The sequence below is a fragment of the Desulfosporosinus sp. FKA genome (assembly GCF_002196785.1).
In the GTDB taxonomy this organism is placed as follows: domain Bacteria; phylum Bacillota; class Desulfitobacteriia; order Desulfitobacteriales; family Desulfitobacteriaceae; genus Desulfosporosinus; species Desulfosporosinus acididurans.
Window position 1 is genome coordinate 360,002 of record NZ_NAHZ01000033.1, and the last position, 20,390, is coordinate 380,391.

Consider the following 20,390-nt stretch of genomic DNA (forward strand, 5'->3'; position numbering starts at 1 on the left):
ACTGCATAACTCCTGTTAATGAAAGACGGATAGAGTAAACGACTTAACTATTTTCTAGAGGAGGACGGATTAAATTGAACAAAAAACTTGCAATTTATATCTTCAGTGGGCTTATTTTAGGTGCCATTGTGGGACTTATGTTTCCTTCGTTCGGTGTGGCGATTCAGCCGGTTGGGAAAATGTTCATAAACCTGATCGAAATGGTTATCATTCCGCTGGTTTTTTCAGCATTAGTTGTCGGAGCATCCGGAATCGCGGATATGAAAAAAATGGGTCGTATTGGACTGAAAAGCATTATTTGGTTTGAGTTTATTACCACCATCATTCTTGTCTTAGGACTTATCCTTGCGGATGTTCTCCATCCAGGGCTGGGCGTTCACATTCAACAAGCAAACGTGGGAGATTACAGTGCTGCGAAAGGTCAGAAAATTGATATCATCTCTATGATTGTCAACATTCCTCCGTCCAATCTGATTAAGGCAATGTATAACGGTTCTATGCTGTCCATTGTGTTCTTTGCCACCATACTTGGGCTGGCTATTGCATCCGTAACAGGGGAAGCCGGCAAAGTAGCCATCCGCTTTTTTGAAGGTATTTCACAAGCGACGTTCACAATCATCCGATGGGTTATGCAAGTGGCGCCGATTGGTGTTTTTGCTCTTTCTGCTTATGCAGCTGGAAACTATGGTATCAAAGTGTTCCTGCCATTGGCAAAGGCAATTGGTGTAATGTACTTGGGACTTGCAATTGTTCTCTGTGTTCTGTTCCCGCTTGTCAGTAAATTTATTCTGCATGTACCGTTCTTCAAGTTGTTCCGGGGAATCCTCGATCTCTTTATCATTGCATTCTCTACCGCAAGCTCTGAAGCGGTTATGCCGCAGTTGATTGAATTTGTGGAAGAGATTGGCGTACCAAAATCGATTTCGTCCTTCGTTATTCCGCTTGGACTTTCCTGGAACGACGACGGGACTAGCCTGTATTTATCGGTTGCGGCTATGTTCGTCGCGCAGTTAGGTGGACTCCATCTTTCCATCAGTCAGGAAGCCGTGATGATTTTGATGCTGGTTATTACGTCGAAAGGGATGGCCGGTGTTCCGATGGCTGGATTCGTTGTGCTGCTTACAACTGCAACCGCAGTCGGGTTGCCAATGCAGGGGATTGCATTATTAGCCGCTGTTGACCGCGTTCTCGACATGGCTCGCACCGCTGTCAACGTTATTGGGCACCCGGTGGCTGCCATCGCCGTTGCGAAGTGGGAGAAAGAGTTTGATGAAAGTAAGCTGCAGCAATTTTTGAAAAACGGCAAGCGTAGTCAGGGTATATCCGATAGTGCTAATGCAGCCAGATAGTGTCTGTGGATTGATAGCGTAAATGTCCGTAATTCGACAGAGAGACTGAACGAGATGCCTGGATCTATCAGTCTCTCTGTCACATTGTAGGCTCGAAAAATAAAGAAGTGTCTGGAGCTTGTTGCTCATTGACGTATCAGAGATCAACGCATTCTTATGATAATTAACGAACAGACGTCTATAACCAATGGCTGAGATGTCTGTTCGTTTTATCGGCGCTCAGCTACAAAGAAAAAACCCGGCCTATCCAATATTGCAATCAGGAATGATTCGCTATCACGATATCATCCGCTTTACCAATCCGACTATAGTGGAATAACTCTGCTTCAATGGTTACGGTATTCGCCGGCATTGGCTCCTGGATAATGTCGGCTTTCAGTTTAAGTCCCAGTTTTCCTATAGGTTTGTCAGTTTTCATGAAAAAGCCCAGACCACTGTTCTTATGGTCTGGTTCCCCATCCAGCCACCTTTTGCTATAAAAGTGAAGGTGGATATCCTCTTCACACTCATACTCAATAACCGGATAGCACATTCCTTTAGGGCACATCTTTGAAAAACGCTCTTCAAATTCTGCTTTACTTCGGGCCAGTTCCTCCAGGGATTGTTCCTTTAGCTGGGGATTAGCAAAGGTCTTCGACATCTCCTCCCGCATGTCATAGAGGGTAACCTTGTTAATCTGCACCCAATGCTCCTCTCCGCTTACCTTATCGGTAAAGTATAGTTTATTCGGGTATTCGCTGCCGACAGTCAAAGTCACAGGCATTTCCAGCAGATGGCGTGTGTTGGAAATGCGCATGGAAAAACGGATGGGTACATCTGTATCAAAGGCCGGAATGGTGTCATACGTACCTTCGAAATTTAGATTTGTCAGAAACATAGCGTCAATATCCTTAGTATCAAGGCCCGTCGGATTCCAGCCTTTTAAGAGAAATTGGGTAAACAAGGCTGCCTTATCCCATTGCATTGTACCGCATTTGCAGCTGCCGCTTTCATTGGTCTTCAGTTCCAAGTCGCCAAAACAGACTCTTTCCACGCTGCCAAAACACAGGGTGGGGCGAAGATTCCTGTCGCCTCGCTGTTGGATGCGGTTAGTAAGCGCTTCCCCAGGAGAAGCTGCCAATACGGCAATTTCAGCATTCTCCAGTTTTTCCCGATACGCCTCGTCATATTGCAAAATCAACATTTGTAATGTACCATCGTCACGGAGTACCATACCCATGATATGGCAGATTACACCGTCGGTCTCAGCATTCCTGCTGATGACGGCTATTTCTTTGACTTGGGATAATCGGTTTTGTAATGCTTTAAAATTCATGGAAGTCCTCCTCTATTATTTAGTGGGGGTTGTCACGTATCGTAGTATTCTGTGCCGGATCACTTCTCTGTTAAATTAATTCTTTAATGGAATATATTGCATTAAGTTTAGCATAGCCGCTCTTCAGATCCAAGCAAAGAAATGATGCAGATGCAAAACCGATTAAAACATATATAGAATTCTGAAAATTCGGCCAAAGAATAAAGGCAAGGCCGTGGGACGTGAAGTAATCATGGCCCGTCTATGGGAAACGTACAGTTATATCGACGAATACACTCTGAAGGTGAACTGTACCGCTCTGGCCCTTCTGGTCCTGACAGCAGATTTCTATGGCTATTTGGGATCGGCCTCTATCTGTGCAAACGGATCCTGACCAAGCTGTCCGATACCATTGTGATCTACCTTACAAAAGGGTAAGCTTAAACCGGAAAATGTAAGCCAAAGTTATGGCAGGGCATTATCCAGTTTTGCTATACTGAAGTCATAATTTGAGGAGGGATTCAGATGAAGAAAATTAGTCTGATTTTGGTAGGAAGCCTAATCATATCAATTGTCTTGACAGGATGCAGTCCCAAAACAGCGAATAATAAGAATAATAATTTAAGTAAGGTGCAGCAGAGCACTGACAAATTAACAAATCAAAATACTGAAGTCCCAAAGTCAAACAATAAGCCAGATACAGGAAACAACCTAGCATTTAATCTAGTAGCTTCGACATATACAAATAAAAATATCAAGATAAACTATCCACAAATTACAGGTTTTAGCGATTCGAATAAGCAAAATCAAATTAATAATTTGATTAAAAATGATATATTAAATGACTATCAAAAGGATATTGCCAACTTGGTGAAATATTATTATAAAGACAATGCTCAAGCAGAAGATGCTTTAACTGAAGATGTGAACTATTATATAAAGTTAAACAGTACGAAACTTCTTAGCGTTCTATATGTAAAGAATGGAAGTATTCCAGGTTCAGCACATCCTAATACTTCTGTTCATTCAGTAAACATCGCTATTGAGAGCGGAACTATATTGAAATTTAAAGACCTCATTAATATAAATAATAATTTTGTAGAAAAAATTAAAAATGTTAAAAGTGGATTGTGGATACCCAAGCCGTTACCAGGTATTGAAACAACGGATGAAATAAATAAAGAGCTTAGGGGAGCACTCGCCAGCAATTTGAGTATGCTGCAAAATAAAGATTTAATTGACCAGTTCAATGCAGATGACTATAGTTATTATTTTACAAAAGATTATTTTGGAATGACTTCTGATATTCCTCATGCTCTTGGCGATTATGCAGAGGTTGAAATAAAATATGGAGATATAAAGGATAACATGAAACCAGAGAATGAGGTTTGGAAAGAACTTATAAATACACAAGGGCAAAAATGATCTGTAGAGATTCCAGCTTTTCCCGAGAAATGACCAGATGAATAATATAGGCCGAGAGAAACCACTGGAAATCATGAGAAAAAATGGAAATAGTTGCCGGAGGAAGGATTCAATTATATATGAAGCCTGATAATGCCTAGATATTATGAAGGGCAATAAGATAATGAGGATATGATATAATGAAGAAAATAGCTTGAAATTAAAATAAGAAACCAAATACGGGGGATGGTATTTTGAAAATCATTGATGCGCATTTGCATTTTTCCTGTCGCCCTGGATTTAATGAAACGGCGAAAAATATATCACAAGTGGAATTTAGTGCTCAAGGGCTAAGACAAGAGTTTGAACAAGCCGGTGTTGTAGCTGGAATTATCATGGCAACGCCCAGTCGGGAGCCCAACCAACCTTCGGGAAGTCCGGAAGAATTTGTTTTGGCAGATGGGACTGTAGAAGGTTTACTTTCTTGTGTAGGCGTCAATCCTGAAAGGCTTAAGGAAGATCATAAAGAACTTGATTATATTGAAGGAGAACTTAAAAAAAGGGAAGTGACAGGGATTAAACTCTATCCCGGTTATTTTCCATATTATGTGTATGATTCGATTTATGATCCTATCTATGAGCTGGCTCGCAAATACGAAGTTCCCGTAGCGATTCATTGTGGCGATACACAATCCCCAAAAGGGCTTTTGAAATATTCCCATCCGTTAACGATTGATGAGTTAGCCGTAAAACAAGAGGACGTTACGTTTGTGATCTGTCATATGGGCGTCCCGTGGATGATTGATGCAGCAGAGGTCACCGCCAAGAATCATAATGTTTACGCAGACTTATCCGGACTCATCGCAGGGAATAAAGAGCGCGTGATGAAAATCAAAGATAAAAGGCTTTACGTCGAGTATATACAGCAAGCCTTAGTCATTTCGAATTGCTATACTAAAGTTCTCTTTGGATCAGATTGGCCACTTGTACCTATTAAACCTTACGTAGAATTTATTAAGCATGTTATACCGGAAGAGTATCACCAAGCTGTATTTTATCGAAATGCGCTTAAGGTTTATCCCAAACTTAATGAAATTTTGTAAAACAAGCGTGGTCAAGGATTATACCCTTGACCACGCTTGTTTTTTCAAAACTACGGCAGGAATTCAAACACCTGCAGCACTTGCCTAGTCTGTGGACTCGTTGACAATAACCCTGTAAAGCAAAAGAAGTGTCCGCCACATAACGGTGGGAACACTCCTTTTGCTTTAAATAATGACAGTTAGGTTTTACTATGGTATATTTACCCAGATAGATTCCTATTTTGGAACGTATGTCGGCTGTAGCTCCCAGGAGTTCTAACAGGTTGTCGCGGGACGGTTAGCCACACCCTTTTAGAAAGGGGGTGGTAGGATGATCTCAATGGTTGAGGCGATGTATTTAATGATTGCATTTGCTACACTCGTTGTTATGATCATAAAGAAGAAATAACCGCCCCTAGCAAGGACTGCGGTTATTTCTTTTAACCTCTGATTCGGGCTAACCCTTCGGTTAGACAATCTGTCGGGCTGGCGTGATTGCAACACGTCAGTCCTTTTATAATATTATACCCACGGACTGTAAAATATGCAACCGGGTCACACACAAACTGTTGGTATCGCTATATTTGGCACAGCCTTTAATAATGATTTGCATAGCTGCGTACAAAGCAATGTAAATGGCGGTTGGTATGCGAGAAGACTCCCATCCTCTATAGGTGGTGAGATGAATCGCCGCCCTGGGATCTTTCTCGAACACCAGTTCCCAAGTCGTTCTCTTCGTGGTAAAATAATGGTGAAGAATGTTTGAAGCGGTGTTCGAAAAATACCTTGATGCCAGAGGAAATGCTCATAAGGCGAAAACCTTAGGATTCACTGAAATTCGTTACCCCTAAACATAAAAAGCATTTCAACAGTGCGTGGAAAAACGATGGATTTCGAATTGGTCAAAACGGAACTATTCAGTTGAGTTTGGGGCTTTTCAAAGGTAAGCGCCAAAAACCTATAACAGTTAAGGTTAAAAACGTGCTTCCCAGCTCAATTAAAGAGATTGAACTCATCCATGACCGAGGTCTTCAAATGGCTATAAGTTATGATGACGGTCAATCACCAAGAGAAACCAATAATTTGGATATTGCGGCCATCGATCTGGGAGAAATGCACACAGACGTATCTACAGATCGCCCAAGGTGACAAGCAGTAGAAGCCGGCCATACCGAAATGATGGACTCACGCCTATCGGGTGAGGCATCTCTAACGAGATATCTTTGAGACGTGGATTTTGGGCTTACCGGAAGCCCCTATCTTACTGCGAAAACAGTGTTTTCGTTCTTAGCGAAGTGTAGATAGGGGAGGTTCACATTTTAGTAGGCAACTGGAGAATAAGCATGAAGAACAGAACCTATATCGCAATTGATTTGAAATCCTTCTACGCTTCGGTTGAATGTGTGGAACGAGGACTTGATCCGCTGACCACCAACCTTGTTGTTGCTGACGCGAGCCGTACAGAAAAAACCATCTGTCTCGCCGTCTCTCCCTCCCTCAAAGCATACGGCATTCCCGGTAGGGCGAGGCTGTTTGAAGTCGTACAGAAGGTCAAGGAAGCAAATGCAGTACGGCTGCTCAAAGCCCCAGGACGAGCCTTTTCTGGTGTTTCCTGCAACGATACTGAATTGAAATCCTCACCGGGTCTCTCGTTAGACTACATTGTTGCAACACCGAGGATGGCGTATTATATAGAGTACAGCACGCAGATTTACAATATCTATTTGAAGTACATCGCGCCCGAAGATATTCATGTCTACTCCATTGACGAGGTATTCCTTGACGTTACCGATTATCTGAACACCTACAATCTTTCAGCCCGTGAGCTTGCCATGAAAATGATTCTGGATGTACTCAAAACAACGGGCATTACAGCAACGGCTGGAATTGGCACAAACCTGTATCTTAGCAAGATCGCTATGGATATTCAGGCAAAGCACATCCCTGCTGATAACAACGGTATGCGGATTGCCGAGCTGGACGAAATGAGCTACCGCCGCTCCCTGTGGTCGCATCGGCCTCTAACAGACTTTTGGCGCGTTGGAAAAGGATATGCCAACAGGTTGGAGAAAAAAGGCCTTTTTACAATGGGAGATATTGCAAGATGCTCTCTCGGTAAACCTACCGATTATTACAACGAGGATTTACTGTATAAGTTGTTCGGCATCAACGCTGAGCTGCTGATCGACCATGCGTGGGGGTGGGAGCCCTGCACAATTGCCGATATTAAAGCGTATAAGCCAAGCACAAACAGTATTGGATCGGGGCAGGTGCTGCACTATGCTTATACTTTTGACAAAGCGAAGCTGATCGTGCGGGAAATGACTGATCTGCTGGTACTTGATCTGGTAGATAAAAGGCTTGTGAGCGACCAGCTTGTTTTGACGGTCGGATATGATATCGATAATCTAACCAATCCAGAGATAAAGGAATCATATCACGGGGCAATCACCACCGACCACTACGGACGCGCCGTTCCGAAATCTGCGCATGGTTCAGTAAATCTTGGCAGACAGACCTCCTCTACAAAGCTAATCATGGATGCCGTCACAGATCTGTTTGAACGCATCGTTGACAAAAATCTTCTGATTAGAAGAGTCAACATCACAGCGAATCATGTCGTTGATGAGGCAGCTGTTCACAAGACAAGCAACTTTGAACAACTTGATCTCTTTACGGATTACGCGGCTGCGCAGGTAAAAAAAGAAGATGAAGAAGCTGAGCTTGCACGAGAAAAAAAGATGCAGCAAGCAATGCTGGAAATAAAAAAGAAATACGGCAAGAATGCCATTCTAAAGGGTATGAATCTGGAGGAAGGAGCTACCACTGTAGACCGGAATAGGCAGATTGGAGGGCACAAATCATGACGAGGACATATGACGACATTATTAATCTACCTCACCATGTCTCTACGACACACCCTCATATGACTGCTATTGACCGGGCAGCTCAGTTTTCCCCTTTCGCCGCTCTGACCGGTTATGATACCGCCATCAAAGAAACTGCAAGGCTGACTGACGAGAGAGTAAAATTGGACGAATATATGAAAGACGCTTTGAGTGATAGGCTGCAAATCATAGCAGATCGGATTAAAGAGTATCCCGAAATCGCAATTACCTATTTCCAGCCGGATGCGAAGAAGAATGGCGGCGCCTATGTTACTGCTATCAGTACGGCTAAAAAGATAGACGAATATGAACGGGTTATCGTTATGACCGATGGTACAACGATTCCCATAGACGAAATAATCAGTATAGATGGGCAAATATTTGAATTTATGGAAATACGTTGAACCGATAGTAAAGGTGTTATGATACATCGGAACTTCACAATGTTCTTATGTACCGTTATTGGCTGAAGATAATTAAGTTATGAAATTGAGGTGCTTTGGTGAAAAAAATCAGGCTGCCTCGGTATATGAGGCGGCCTGAACTCTGGAATAATCAGGGATAAGTTTCATCATTTTGCCTGGAAGATTATGCTATAATAGTTCTAACAGGTTGTCATGGGACGGTTGGCCACACCCTTTTCGAAAGGGGGTGGTAGGATGATCTCAATGGTTGAGGCGATGTATTTAATGATTGCATTTGCTACACTCGTTGTTATGATCATGAAGAAGAAATAACCGCCCCGGTCCAGGATGGCGGTTATTTCTTATAACCTTTAATTCGGGCCAACCGTTTGGTTAGACAATCTGCCGGGCTGGCGTGCTCACAACACGTCAGTCCTTATTTAATATTATATCCATAGATTGTAAACTATGCAACCGGTTCACATATGGAAAGGCTCATCTGCTTTCGGAACGGTCACCTTCTTCGAGGTGCAGGTCGATTTTTTGGCGTTCTAAGATCGGCCTCTTTAACTTAATCATGCGATCTAAGGCCTTTTGCATAGATGCGGCATTTGGTTGAAAGCCAACTAAACAAGAGCTGAGATAGTATATCGTTTTGATTAACAAATTTTCTCAATGGAAATAATTATTAAAAGCAATATTTTCACACCTAAGGTAGGTTTTTGCTAAAATTCGGCGAAATATAGAGAAGTATCAGATCCATTAATCTATGAGGTGAATTTGAGGTAAATTCTATGAACGAACAGCTTTTCAAACCTATTCAAGAAGCGACCTATTTAACGGTGCCCAATGCCTGGCGTTACCGTTCTATTTTGCGTTATGTTTATCAGCAGCATGAGCGCTTGCGCCATTACATTGTTCTGGAGGAGATTTTCCAGTATTTAAAGCAGGATCCTCACTTCCGGGAGCTCACTGAAGAGCAGTTTCAGCAAGATTTAGACCAGCTGGTGGCCTGGAAAAACCTGATTCCCCGGCAGGATACAGGCCGTGTTTCCAGTATTGCCGAGTTTAAGAAGCGAAAATTCCGCTATCAATTAACTCCCTACACCATTGAGATTGAACGCATGGTCTTGAGCCTTGAGCAGTTAGGAGAAGGGTTTGGCGGATCGCTGGAACGAACCATTTTTGACCGCTTGCTGGGCAACCTGATGGATATCAGCAAAGCCTGGGTGGCAGCGGAAGCGAAATTTGCTAAAACCAATGAGGAAATGTATCTTCTCTGGCAGGATTTATACGAGAACTTTCACAAACTGACAGATAACGCTGCTGATTATTTAGCCCATCTGCACAGCGAAAAAGTCGAAGAACAAATGATGACCGAGGCTTTTCTGGTGTATAAAGAAGCCTTAACAGAGTATCTGCGCAATTTTATGACCAGTCTGCAGAGAACTTCCTTTCGCATCGAAGGCTTACTGCAGGAAATCCCGGCGCTGTTCTCCCGTAAACTTAGCGAATGCGTGGCGGAATACGAGCTGTCCATTCCCCGCTTAGATGTCCGCCCATCTCAAGAACAGTTGATAGAGAGGTTTCAAAACGAATGGGACAGCTTGCGAATTTGGTTTCTGGGGGATGGCGGACGGGAAAGTGATCTGCTCTATCTCCAGAATGCGACGAATGAGACCATCCGGCGCTTGACTCGCTTTGCCCAGCGTCTGGGGGAGACGCATCATAATCTGCGCAATCGGCGGCTGGATTATTTACATATGGCCAAGTGGTTTGCCTCGCTGGAAACCCTGCCGGAGGCCCATGAACTCTCTGCCTGTGTCTTTGGAGTTTTTCATACCCGGCATTTATGGGTGGACTCTCCTAAGCAGACGGAAAGTTTCGAAGTGGAAGTTTGGGCCGAACCCCCGTCGGAAGTTCAGATCCGGCCGAAGGTACGCAGCTACAAAGAAAAAACCCGGCCCAATGCCGTTATCGATCAATCGGAACGTAAAAAAGCGGCTTTGGAAGCTTACCTTAAGGAAAAGGCGTTTGAGCAGCAACTCCTTGAGAATCTCATTCAGGATAACCAAATTGTTCTGCGCAATCTGTCGGAAATTACAACCTTTAGCCGCAAAACTCTGCTCACCTGGATCAGTAAGTGCATGGCTAATCCACAGCGCCAGGGAAAAACGGAAACCGGACGCTCCTTTACCCTGCAGCGTGCCAGCGATCGTCCGATCCGGCTGAATTGTGAAGATGGACTCTTGGAAATGCCGGATTATGTTTTAGTCTTTGAGAAAAAAGCGGAGGCAGCCCGATGAGTGAAAAGAAAGGCTTTGACGAAGTGGCTCGAGAGGGCTTAATTGCTCTCCTTGAGAATTTTTGGATTCTCCGGGAACAAGACCCGGAAACCTATCAAATCATTCGTGATCGGGAGAGCGCTCTGAAAGATTATTTTCTGGATAAATTAGGCTATCACCTGATTGTGCACAGGCATTTTGCCAAACTGGAAAAAATCCCGGCTTCTCCCGAGGCCTGGATGGGAATCGAGCTCTTCCAACAACCCAGGGATTACGCTTTATTATGTTGTGTGCTGGCCTACCTGGAGGGCATTACCGGGTATGAGCAATTTCTGCTCTCGGATCTTTGCGCCGAAGTACAAGCCCTCTATCCGGGGGAACTGGCCTTGGATTGGCGCAGTTACGAGCATCGCAAATCCTTGGTCAGGGTACTCCAGCTGATGATCGAGTTAAGAATCCTGACGGTGGTCGATGGGGAGACCTCCACTTTTGGGCAGAATGAAACCAGTGAAGTGCTCTATGAGGTTTCTGTTGTGGCCCGTTATTTTATGCGTTCCTATCCCAAGGATCTCTTCCAGTTTCAATCCAAAGAAGATATTCTGGCTGCCGAGGTCTTCGAAGGAGAAGACGAACTCCTGGGTGCACGCCGGCGCTATCGGATTTACCGCCAGCTCCTGCTTTCCCCCGCTATGTACCGCGGCAGTGCAGAGGATGCAGATTTTCTCTACTTGCGCAACTACCGCTCCCGTCTGCAGGATGATCTGGAAAAACACACCGGCTTACAATTGGAGCTCTATCGCAATACGGCCCTGCTGATTGCTCCGGAACCCAAATCCGCCCTTACACTCTTTCCCAATCAGAAGGGGATTTCCGACATCGCCTTGCAATTTAGCTCTGTTCTGAGGCAGCAAGTGAAGGAGGGTCACCCTAAAGCAGATTCTCTGGGGCGTATTGCCCTGACCTCTCTTGAATTTGAGCAGATTGTCAAGCTTTGTAAAGAAGGTTACGGGTTTGGCTGGAGTAAGCAGTACCGCGAAGGTCTCATTAAACACACTGCTGAGGAATTATTGGACTTTCTCTTGGATTGGACCTTTGCTAAGCGCAGCGACGAAGGAAACCTGATCCTTCTGCAGCCGGCTCTGGGCCGCTTAGCCGGAGATTATCCCCAGGAATTTCGCACCAAACATCAGACCAAAGCCGATAACGGTGAGGGTGACGATAAAAATAAGGCTGAACATAATAAGGAGGATTAGGATTCATGCGCTGGCAGTTAAATCGAGCGGGCTTATTTAATTTTTGGTATTACGATGAGGAAGAATTTCACTTTGCTGATGGTAAATTGCTGCTGCGCGGATCCAACGGTTCGGGCAAGTCGGTAACCATGCAAAGTCTGATTCCCGTCCTGCTGGACGGCCGCAAGTCCCCCGACCGGCTTGATCCCTTTGGCTCCCGCGCACGCCGCATGGAAGACTATCTCTTGGGAGAGAAAGAAGTTTCCGATCTCGATGAACGGACGGGATACCTCTACTTAGAATACCATCGGCCGGGTACCCAGGAATATTTAACGACAGGGATTGGGCTTAAGGCTAAGCGCCAGGGGACTCTTGAATTTTGGGGATTTGTTTTTTGGGACAATCGTCGCCTTGGCCAGGATTTCCAACTCTATAAAACAGAACGGGCTTTGAACGGTGAATTAGAGAAGATCCCTTTAACCCGACGGGAATTGGAAAATCGTCTGGGCGACGGCGGCGAAGTAGTCAAAACCCAGAAAGACTATATGGGTCTGGTAAACCGTTACCTCTTCGGGTTTAAAGCGGTTGAAGATTATGATGATCTGATTAAGCTGCTAATTCAATTGCGCAGCCCTAAACTTTCTAAAGATTTCCGGCCAACGGTGGTCTACGAGATCTTGAACGAAGCTTTACCGTCTTTATCAGATGATGAGCTACGCCCTCTTTCAGATACCATTGAGACCATGGATCAAATCAAGAGCCAGCTGGATCAGCTTCAGAAGGAAGAGCAAGCCCTTAAACGATTGATACGCTATTATGACCAATATAACGTAAGAGTCCGCGTCGAAAAAGCGGAGGGCTTCCTGCAAGCTCACCGGCGCCTGCTTGCGGCTGCTGAGACTCTGGAGCAACTGAACCTTGAGCGTGACCAAGCCGAGCAATCTTTAGCAAAGCATCAAGAAGAAGAAGTGTCTCTGAAACGAGAGCAACAGGTTTTAGACCAGGAGCGCGAAGCTTTAGCGGAGCACGATGTCTTCAAAGCGGAAAAAGAAAAGTCAGATCTCCTGCAAGAACAAAGCCTTAACCAGGAAAGTCTGACAGCGAAACAGAATCAGCTGAGCAGTAATGTATCTCAGGAAGGAAAGCTCAAAGAGCAGGTAGGACAACTGGAACTTAAGGAGCAGCGCATTTTAGATCAGGTTCACGAGGAACTTGAAGAGCTGGAACATTTGGCGGAGGAAACTGACTTCCTCAATCATGAGGTGGCAGTTTACGAATTCAACCAGAACTTGGCTCAACCCTTTTCCTTTGCCCTTTGGAAAAAGGAGATTCGGGATTACCAGAGTTTGTTGGCTAAGGTTCTCAAAGCTCTGCGTCAGGAAGCTACAGCGCGGGAAAAGTACCAAGAAGCGGAACTGACCCTCGGAGAAAGCAAAAAAGCTTGGGATGAGGCTCAACATCAAGAGAAAAAGTGGGCTGATGTTCTTCATGAAGAGCAATCAAAATGGGTGGAAAATCTCTTTGCCTGGCAGCCCTCCAATCAAGAATTGTTCCTGGAGGATATCGAGCTTCAAACTTTAGCCCAGCGCGCCCGCTCCTTTCCGGAGTCAGTCAGCCTGAATATCCTGCGAGAGCCCCTGCAGAAGGCATCAGATCGGGCGTGGGATAAAATTCGCACCGAGCAGCTTCAGGTTCGTCACCAACAGGGTCAGCTGCAAAAGGAGGTTAAGGCTAAAACCGAGGAGATTGAGTTCTGGCGTCAGCGCAAAGATCCCGAGCCGCTGCGGCATGAGCTGACCAATCAGGCCCGTCAAACCTTGCAGGCCGCAGGGATTCCCTTTGTTCCTTTCTACGAGTCCGTGGAATTCTCCGATCATGTACCGCCGGAGACCAGGGAACGGCTGGAGAGTGCCTTGAACGAGATGGGCATTCTCGATGCCCTGATCCTCCCGGCAGGGTTTACACCCCAAACGGCAGAACAGAAGCAAGTTTGGCAAAGCACACCTGTTCATGACCGTGTTCTTAAATCAGATCCTCAGATTCTCGCGCACACCTTAGCTGATTATCTCTATCCGACACCGGTAGAGGGCAGCCAGGTCAAGGCTGATGATATCGACAGCATCCTGCGTACGATCCTGGTTGAAGGATCCCATGAGGGCAGCAGCGGTCTCAATACCAGTCTAAGCACCGGAGGCTCCTACCGGATCGGAGTTGTTCAAGGACATGCCCCTCAGGAAGAATCCGCCTTATATATAGGAAAAGAAGCCCGCCTGCAGCTGCGGCTGAGGACGATTAAACAACTGGAAGATGAACGGGAAGCTCTTAACGAACAAGTCCGTGAACTAGAGAGCCGGCTTGGAACCTTAGAGCAAAGAAGCGAAAAGCTGGAAGAAGAATACCGGGGATTTCCCAGTGAACGTACTATGCAGGAGGCTTGGGATATTCTGGTCAGCGCTCGCAAAGAGGCAGCCTTCTGGGAAAAAGACGTTCAGCGCAAAAACGAAATCCTGCTCAAGGCCTTAGACGCATGGCGAGATTTTAAAGCCCAAGTGAAAGAATTGAGTAAGACACTGACCTTGCCTCTGGATGAGCTTTCTTATGAAAAGGCTCTGGAAGCTGCAGGGAACTACAAAGACCGGCTGAATACTCTGGAATCACTGCACCAGCAGCGGCATTCCAATCACAGGGAACGCGCTGCAGTGCTGTCTCATCAGCAGGATGTTTCCGAGATCGTCGACGAACTCCGCGGTGAAATTAACGAGCTTGAACACCGGGCCATGACCTTGAGAGATCGCTTAAAGCAAGTAGAACAGCGCTTGCAGGACCTGGGGGCAGAGGAGATTCGTCAGCGTATTCAAGCCGTCATGCAAAGACTCGCCAAACTTCCGGCAGAATTAGAAACTTGCATTAAACAAAGCACCACCCTGACGAAACGTCTTGAGGACTTTGCCGCGAAAATCCTGGAACAGAAGCGTGATTGTTTCCTGGCCGCCGATTTGCTGCAGGGCTGGGCCAAGGTGTATCAAGCTGAAGAAACTCTGCAGACTTCCTTTCAGCACACTGGAGAAGATGAGCCTAAACCTGATTCTTCCGTCAAAGCTCCATCTCTCAGCAGTATCCCTTTACAGGAAACTCATTTAAAAAATCTTACCCGTTTTGCCGAGGAACTGTTCCGGTCCCAAGATGCCAAAAATTCTAATTCTCCGGATCGGGAAACCTTGCGGGAACGGATTAATGAAGCCTTCACCAAGGAAATGGGTAATCTGGTTGAATACCGGCTGACTCAAAATACGTTGTTTGAAGAGCTTAAGGAGTTAAGTCAAGAGACGGAAGATTGTCCGGAGTTATGGTTAAAACTTTGGGCTGAACTTCGCCAGAAAGCCCGGCGCTTGCAGCTGATGCTGGAGTATGACGGCAAACGGGTAAATCCTTACTATTTACAGGCTCAGCTGGGGAAAAACATAGCCCTGCAGCGTCAGCTGCTCAACGAGAAGGATCGCGAACTGTATGAAGAAATTATCATGAACAGTGTAGGCCGGATTATCCGGGGACGCATTCAGCGCGCTGAACACTGGGTCGAGGAAATGAACCGACTGATGGATGAACGGGATACTTCGAGCGGCCTTCGCTTCCGGATTCGCTGGAAGCCGCGCACAGCCGAGCAAGAGGATGAGATTGATACTCATGACCTGGTTGAACTGTTGAAAGCAGATCCCAGACTCCTCAAAGAAACGGATATGTCCCGGATTACGAACCATTTCCGGGCGAAAATTGAGCGGGCCAAGCAGCAGCTGGAAATCAAAGGCTTCGGGGAAAGCTTCCATCAGATCATTAAGGAGATGCTGGATTATCGTCACTGGTTTGAATTCCGGCTCTTTTACCAAAAAGAAGGAGAGAACTGGCGTGAATTGACGGACCGGGCCTTCTATCAGTTCAGTGGGGGAGAGAAGGCCATGGCTATGTATATTCCCCTCTTCTCAGCCGCCTATTCCCGTTATTCCGATGCCCGCCCGGATGCGCCGCGCATTATTTCGCTGGATGAAGCCTTTGCCGGAGTCGATGAAAACAATATCCGGGATATGTTTGATTTGCTGGAAAAGCTGGGTTTCAACTATATTATGAATTCCCAGGCTCTCTGGGGTGATTATGATACGGTCTCCAAGCTGGCGATAGCAGAACTGGTTCGTCCCAAAAATGCCTCCTTTGTCACCGTGATCCGCTACCGCTGGGATGGGAAAGTCCGTTCCTTAGACGTTGGATAATATTACGGGACAGAACATTACGGGACAGAACATTACCGGATAGACATTATCGGACAGAATATCACTGGGCAGAATAGAGTGAACTCGCTTACGCTAAGTCGAACATCGGGACTTCAGATACATAATGTCCAGTAGACATTATTGCCGAGTCACCCTTCCCCAATGGAATACTTAGCGGCGAAGGAGGACTACCCCGTTTGAAGTTAACGAAAGCCACCTCCACTTACAAGAAGTGGGGGTCTTAAAAACTGGATAAAACAAACAGTAATCAGTAAATGGCAAACACGCCTTGGAAAGGAAGAGTTGTTTTGCACTCCGATGAACTGGAAAGAGCTAAAGCCTACTTTACCTCGGGGAAGGGATTTGTGAGGCTTTTTAAGGCCATGGCTCAAAAGTATCAGAGTTTGGGGCGCTGGGGCGGGTCAGTGACTCTGATCTCCCCGAAAGAAGAGGAACGCGAGGCTTTAGGGACGTTATTGCGAGCCGATTTTTCCCGCCAAAAATCGATCACTATCTCTCTGGAACGCTTCGCCAAGGCCTTTGAGCTTACAAAATTCAGTAGTGTCTCTCCAGTCAGACTGCTTGAAGAAATTCACGGTGAGTCTCTGATTTCTAAGGCCGAGCGAATCGCCGGCAAAGAGCAGCGGAAGGCACTATTCTTTAGCGATTTGTTGTCTCGCTACCCACAACCTTACTGTCAGTGCTGGCTTCAGGCCATCATCGCCAAGAAGCCGGGCACCCGTCCGGTTCATACAGCTTATGAGACTCATCCTGAATTGCTGAGTGTCCAGCTGAACCAGGTCCTCGAGGCTTTGTCCGATATGAACCGGCATCCTCCGGACAAAATTGAGCGCTTGCCGATTTTTGCCCGGCGCATCACCAAAGATCCCCATGGGTTTGATGCCAACACTGACACGGGCCGGCTTCTGATTCAGGCCCTGAAGATTTTAGACAATGAGCTGCACGACAGTGAGTCACAGGGACATAGTTCCTTAACCGGGGCGGAGGAACTAACGGAACTCTATTATTCCTTTGGACTTTTGCGGGATGATCTGTGGAATTTTGTCACTTGTACAGGCATAACGGCTACGGCAGGGGACAATGAGAACAAGCCTCTGTCCTATTTAACAGAGGCATACCGGCAGCAGGTCACCCTAAACCTGCCTTTAAGAGAAGTTGTCCGCATCGGTCAGGCCTACGCCGGCCCTTTAGCACCATCGTTTAATGATTCGACCGGGGTCATTTTCGTGGTCGAGAATTCCGGCGTTTTTTCAGCTCTTTTGGATTGTTTCCGGGAATATTGTGAGGAAGAGGGGCTTGCCGACAGCCCCAACCCGCCTCTTCTATGTACCCACGGACAATTCAAACTGGCCAGTTTGCTTTTACTGGATAAATTAGCGGTCGGTGGGACTATCATTTATTATTCCGGCGACTTTGATCCGGAAGGGCTGTTAATGCTGGAACGGCTTTTATCGCGTTATCCCAGCCAGGTGAAACCCTGGCATTACACTCTCGCTGACTACCGGCTTGCTTATTCTGATCAGGTAATAAGTTCTCAGCGCTTAAAGCAGCTGGAGCGTGTGGCTTCCCCGGAACTAATGCCCTTGACAGAGGAAATTCAGAGAACGGGACGAGCGGGATATCAAGAGGGGATTCTTAGCGGGCTGTGGAGGGATGTCAAAGAATGGTTAACCCACAATTAATTACGTATTAGCATTACTTTGATTTATATGGTAAAATTTACCATAATTATATCTTTGACATACCGCCTCAGCATCCTTTTATCAACGAGCAAATGGAAAACTTGATAGAGCAATATAACGACAAATGGCAGGGGCTTCATCCGATTGAACGAGGGGCTTTGCTGCATGGCGAGTTTGTCAAAATTCATTCTTTTGTTGATGGTAACGGAAGAACTGCAAGACTTCTGCTTAATTTTGAACTTATGAAAGTGGGCTTTCCCCCTGTGATAATTAAAAAAGATTATTCTCTCGACCTAATAATGATAAGTTCCGATCTACCAGGTTAAGGAACAAAAAGTAGGAAACTGTGACGCCATTCGGAGGAAAATGATGTACAGGATAAATATTCGTTTTAAAATGTGCGTTAAGGATTGTATTATATGACAGGGTGTGAGAGCAGAATGAAAGAAATAGATAATAAATTGAAGCAAAATACAATTTTCACTCAGTCAGCGATAAGTAAGTTGAAATTTAATATTTTCATGATCATAATTACTTATTTCTTTTTATGGTTAGTAGGCCTTTTTATAGGACGGTTAATTGGGAATTTTATAATAAATGTTTTGACAACAAATCTAAGCTTTGATAAAAGCTTAATCTTTCTTTTAAAGAAATTAATTGTATGCGGAACCCAAATCTCATTTTTTTTTGTTTGGGTCCGCTTTGTTGAGAAACGTCCGATTAAAACAATAGGATTTCAATCAATTAATCCATTGAAATCCTATACAATAGGCTTCTTGCTTGGATTTATTTCCATTTCAACCATCACTGCCATTTTAGCCTTTTGGGGCATGGTAGCAATTAAGAGTTTTAATGTGAATTTTGCACCTTTACTTTTCGGATCAATAGCTTTGGGATGGATAGTTCAAAGTGCTTCAGAAGAAATAGCGATTAGAGGTTGGTTGATTCCTTTAATAGGTAATCGGAGTACCCCTATTATTGCAATTGTATTAACATCAATGATATTTGGTATACTTCATCTTTTCAGTTCTGGTGTAACAGTCTTATCATTCGTAAATTTAGTTTTGTCTGGTGTTTTTTTTGCAGGATATGCAATTTACTCGAATAATATTTGGGGAGTTTGTGGGTTGCATTTTTCATGGAATTTATCACTGGGAAATATTTATGGTTTTCCAGTGAGTGGATTTTCCTCCTATGGCGAAACTATCCTGACAATGAAACCAGTCGGTTCAGTATTTTTTACTGGCGGTGATTTTGGGCCTGAAGGTGGTTTTGTCACAACAGTAATATTGTTAATTGGAATTGTCATATTGTCATTGAAGATATTGAAGAAATATAGTGTAAAATATGTATAAATTTTGTTACTTAATGCATAACATTTTGATTAAGCGAAGTGGTGGAATATTCCAATCTTACATTAAACAAACGCTTTTTGAAGTATAATGGCTGACTCTAATTTGAAAGAGGCTGATTTTAATGGGGGATTTATATATACGAAATTATGTTCCGAGTGACATTGCCCAAGTAATGGAATTACAGAATAAGTACAGTAGAATATATACCGAGGTACCTATATGTACAGATGATAATTTAAGGCACCCAGCTCATCCAGTTTATGAAGAGGGAAAGAACATCTTCTGCGGATTTGACAGTAAAGATAAGATGATAGCTTATGCTTCGATTTTTCCAAGGCCAGTCGATGACGATGTCCCAAGTAATTTGCCTCATAGTTTATGGATTGAAGTCAAGGTCGATCCACTACAGGAAAAGCAATACGAAATAAAAGATATCATGATTAAGAAAGTACTCGAAAGAGTAGATGCCATTTGCAAGTCGTTACCCGAGAGAAGCGTTCGATTATGTACAGGTCTTCTTTTATGTGAGATAGAAGCAATTAAATATTTCCTTTCCAGAGGGTTCATTCATACTGAAAGTTTGTTTCAGATGACTAGGGATTTGACGATCCGGATTCCGAATCAATCAATACCGAAAGAAGTTGAGATCAGAAAATGGAAGATTGAAACAAAAGAAGAACGACAAAAATACATAAAAGCAGACAATCTTTCATTTCTTGATTCGCCCACAACCATTGAAGCATTAGAATATTTGTTACAGTCTCCGCAATGGGCAACTGGTACAGCAATAAGTGCCTTTGACATAAGTGGAGAAATTGTGGGTAGTATTATGGTCTATTGGGATGAAACGCAGAATAATAGGGGAAATGAAAAGTGCGGATTTACAGAGGAAATATTTGTTATACCTAATTGGAGAGGACGTGGGATAGCAAAATATTTAATTATGGAGGGCTTAAATTACTTAGCTCAACATGGCCTAAGAGAAGCAAGGCTAGAAGTAATGAGCAAGAACAGAAACGCACTTACATTGTATGAATCGATGGGGTACATAGTTAATAGGGAAGAAAAAGTCTTCGGGCGTAATGTGAAGGAATAGATAATTAATTAGGCTAATAATAGACAGGTGATGTTA

At 44.6% G+C, this 20,390-nt stretch carries 14 protein-coding genes; 13 read left to right on the forward strand and 1 reads right to left on the reverse strand.

The features are described from left to right. The first annotated feature begins 74 nt into the window (after positions 1–74). Entirely contained in the window at positions 75–1,349 is a 1,275-nt protein-coding gene (locus B5771_RS20960) for a dicarboxylate/amino acid:cation symporter (protein ID WP_088189261.1), read from the forward strand. A 259-nt stretch (positions 1,350–1,608) separates the two neighbouring features. On the opposite strand, the gene B5771_RS20965 is transcribed toward B5771_RS20960, so the two are convergent. Beyond that, a complete protein-coding gene (locus tag B5771_RS20965; protein ID WP_088189262.1) occupies positions 1,609–2,664 on the reverse strand; it encodes a hypothetical protein in 1,056 nt (351 codons plus the stop codon). 504 nt (positions 2,665–3,168) lie between these two features. On the opposite strand from B5771_RS20965, the gene B5771_RS20975 reads away from it, so the two are divergent. From B5771_RS20975 to B5771_RS21030, 12 genes are all read left to right on the forward strand, one after another. Continuing rightward, positions 3,169–4,068 (forward strand): DUF4163 domain-containing protein, encoded by a 900-nt coding sequence (locus B5771_RS20975; protein ID WP_088189263.1) that lies wholly within the window; start codon positions 3,169–3,171, stop codon positions 4,066–4,068. 233 nt (positions 4,069–4,301) lie between these two features. After that, complete coding sequence (locus B5771_RS20980) at positions 4,302–5,150, forward strand: TatD family hydrolase (RefSeq protein ID WP_088189264.1); 849 nt, start codon at positions 4,302–4,304, stop codon at positions 5,148–5,150. A 900-nt stretch (positions 5,151–6,050) separates the two neighbouring features. Beyond that, the gene (locus B5771_RS20985; RefSeq protein WP_088189265.1) at positions 6,051–6,278 is read left to right on the forward strand and encodes a hypothetical protein; all 228 of its coding nucleotides are present in this window, start codon (positions 6,051–6,053) and stop codon (positions 6,276–6,278) included. 194 nt (positions 6,279–6,472) lie between these two features. Further along, a complete protein-coding gene (locus tag B5771_RS20990) occupies positions 6,473–7,996 on the forward strand; it encodes a DNA methylase (RefSeq protein WP_088189266.1) in 1,524 nt (507 codons plus the stop codon). Continuing rightward, positions 7,993–8,421: a hypothetical protein gene (locus tag B5771_RS20995; RefSeq protein ID WP_088189267.1), complete on the forward strand. Its 429-nt coding sequence runs from the start codon at positions 7,993–7,995 to the stop codon at positions 8,419–8,421. The genes B5771_RS20990 and B5771_RS20995 overlap by 4 nt, the downstream gene beginning before the upstream one ends. Before the next feature lie 794 nt (positions 8,422–9,215). Then, positions 9,216–10,727, forward strand: coding sequence for a TIGR02677 family protein (locus B5771_RS21000; RefSeq protein ID WP_088189268.1), 1,512 nt, complete (start codon positions 9,216–9,218; stop codon positions 10,725–10,727). A gap of 23 nt (positions 10,728–10,750) precedes the next feature. Beyond that, a complete protein-coding gene (locus tag B5771_RS21005) occupies positions 10,751–11,959 on the forward strand; it encodes a TIGR02678 family protein (protein ID WP_242966920.1) in 1,209 nt (402 codons plus the stop codon). Between the two features lie 5 nt (positions 11,960–11,964). Continuing rightward, a complete protein-coding gene (locus tag B5771_RS21010; RefSeq protein ID WP_088189270.1) occupies positions 11,965–16,200 on the forward strand; it encodes a TIGR02680 family protein in 4,236 nt (1,411 codons plus the stop codon). Between the two features lie 308 nt (positions 16,201–16,508). Next, entirely contained in the window at positions 16,509–17,903 is a 1,395-nt protein-coding gene (locus tag B5771_RS21015; protein ID WP_172408336.1) for a TIGR02679 family protein, read from the forward strand. Between the two features lie 59 nt (positions 17,904–17,962). Beyond that, positions 17,963–18,229: a Fic family protein gene (locus B5771_RS21020; RefSeq protein WP_282433368.1), complete on the forward strand. Its 267-nt coding sequence runs from the start codon at positions 17,963–17,965 to the stop codon at positions 18,227–18,229. Between the two features lie 114 nt (positions 18,230–18,343). Beyond that, positions 18,344–19,258, forward strand: a complete 915-nt coding sequence (locus tag B5771_RS21025) for a type II CAAX endopeptidase family protein (RefSeq protein ID WP_172408337.1) — start codon at positions 18,344–18,346, stop codon at positions 19,256–19,258. A gap of 121 nt (positions 19,259–19,379) precedes the next feature. After that, entirely contained in the window at positions 19,380–20,354 is a 975-nt protein-coding gene (locus B5771_RS21030) for a GNAT family N-acetyltransferase (RefSeq protein ID WP_088189274.1), read from the forward strand. Positions 20,355–20,390 lie beyond the last annotated feature (36 nt).

Excerpts from the sequence above, each read along its gene's own strand:
- B5771_RS20995 (WP_088189267.1), top strand. The coding sequence starts at position 7,993 with ATGACGAGGACATATGACGACATTATTAATCTACCTCACCATGTCTCT.
- B5771_RS20990 (WP_088189266.1), top strand. The coding sequence starts at position 6,473 with ATGAAGAACAGAACCTATATCGCAATTGATTTGAAATCCTTCTACGCT.
- B5771_RS20975 (WP_088189263.1), top strand. The coding sequence starts at position 3,169 with ATGAAGAAAATTAGTCTGATTTTGGTAGGAAGCCTAATCATATCAATT.
- B5771_RS21025 (WP_172408337.1), top strand. The coding sequence starts at position 18,344 with ATGAAAGAAATAGATAATAAATTGAAGCAAAATACAATTTTCACTCAG.
- B5771_RS21030 (WP_088189274.1), top strand. The coding sequence starts at position 19,380 with ATGGGGGATTTATATATACGAAATTATGTTCCGAGTGACATTGCCCAA.
- B5771_RS20965 (WP_088189262.1), bottom strand. The coding sequence starts at position 2,664 with ATGAATTTTAAAGCATTACAAAACCGATTATCCCAAGTCAAAGAAATA.
- B5771_RS21010 (WP_088189270.1), top strand. The coding sequence starts at position 11,965 with ATGCGCTGGCAGTTAAATCGAGCGGGCTTATTTAATTTTTGGTATTAC.
- B5771_RS21000 (WP_088189268.1), top strand. The coding sequence starts at position 9,216 with ATGAACGAACAGCTTTTCAAACCTATTCAAGAAGCGACCTATTTAACG.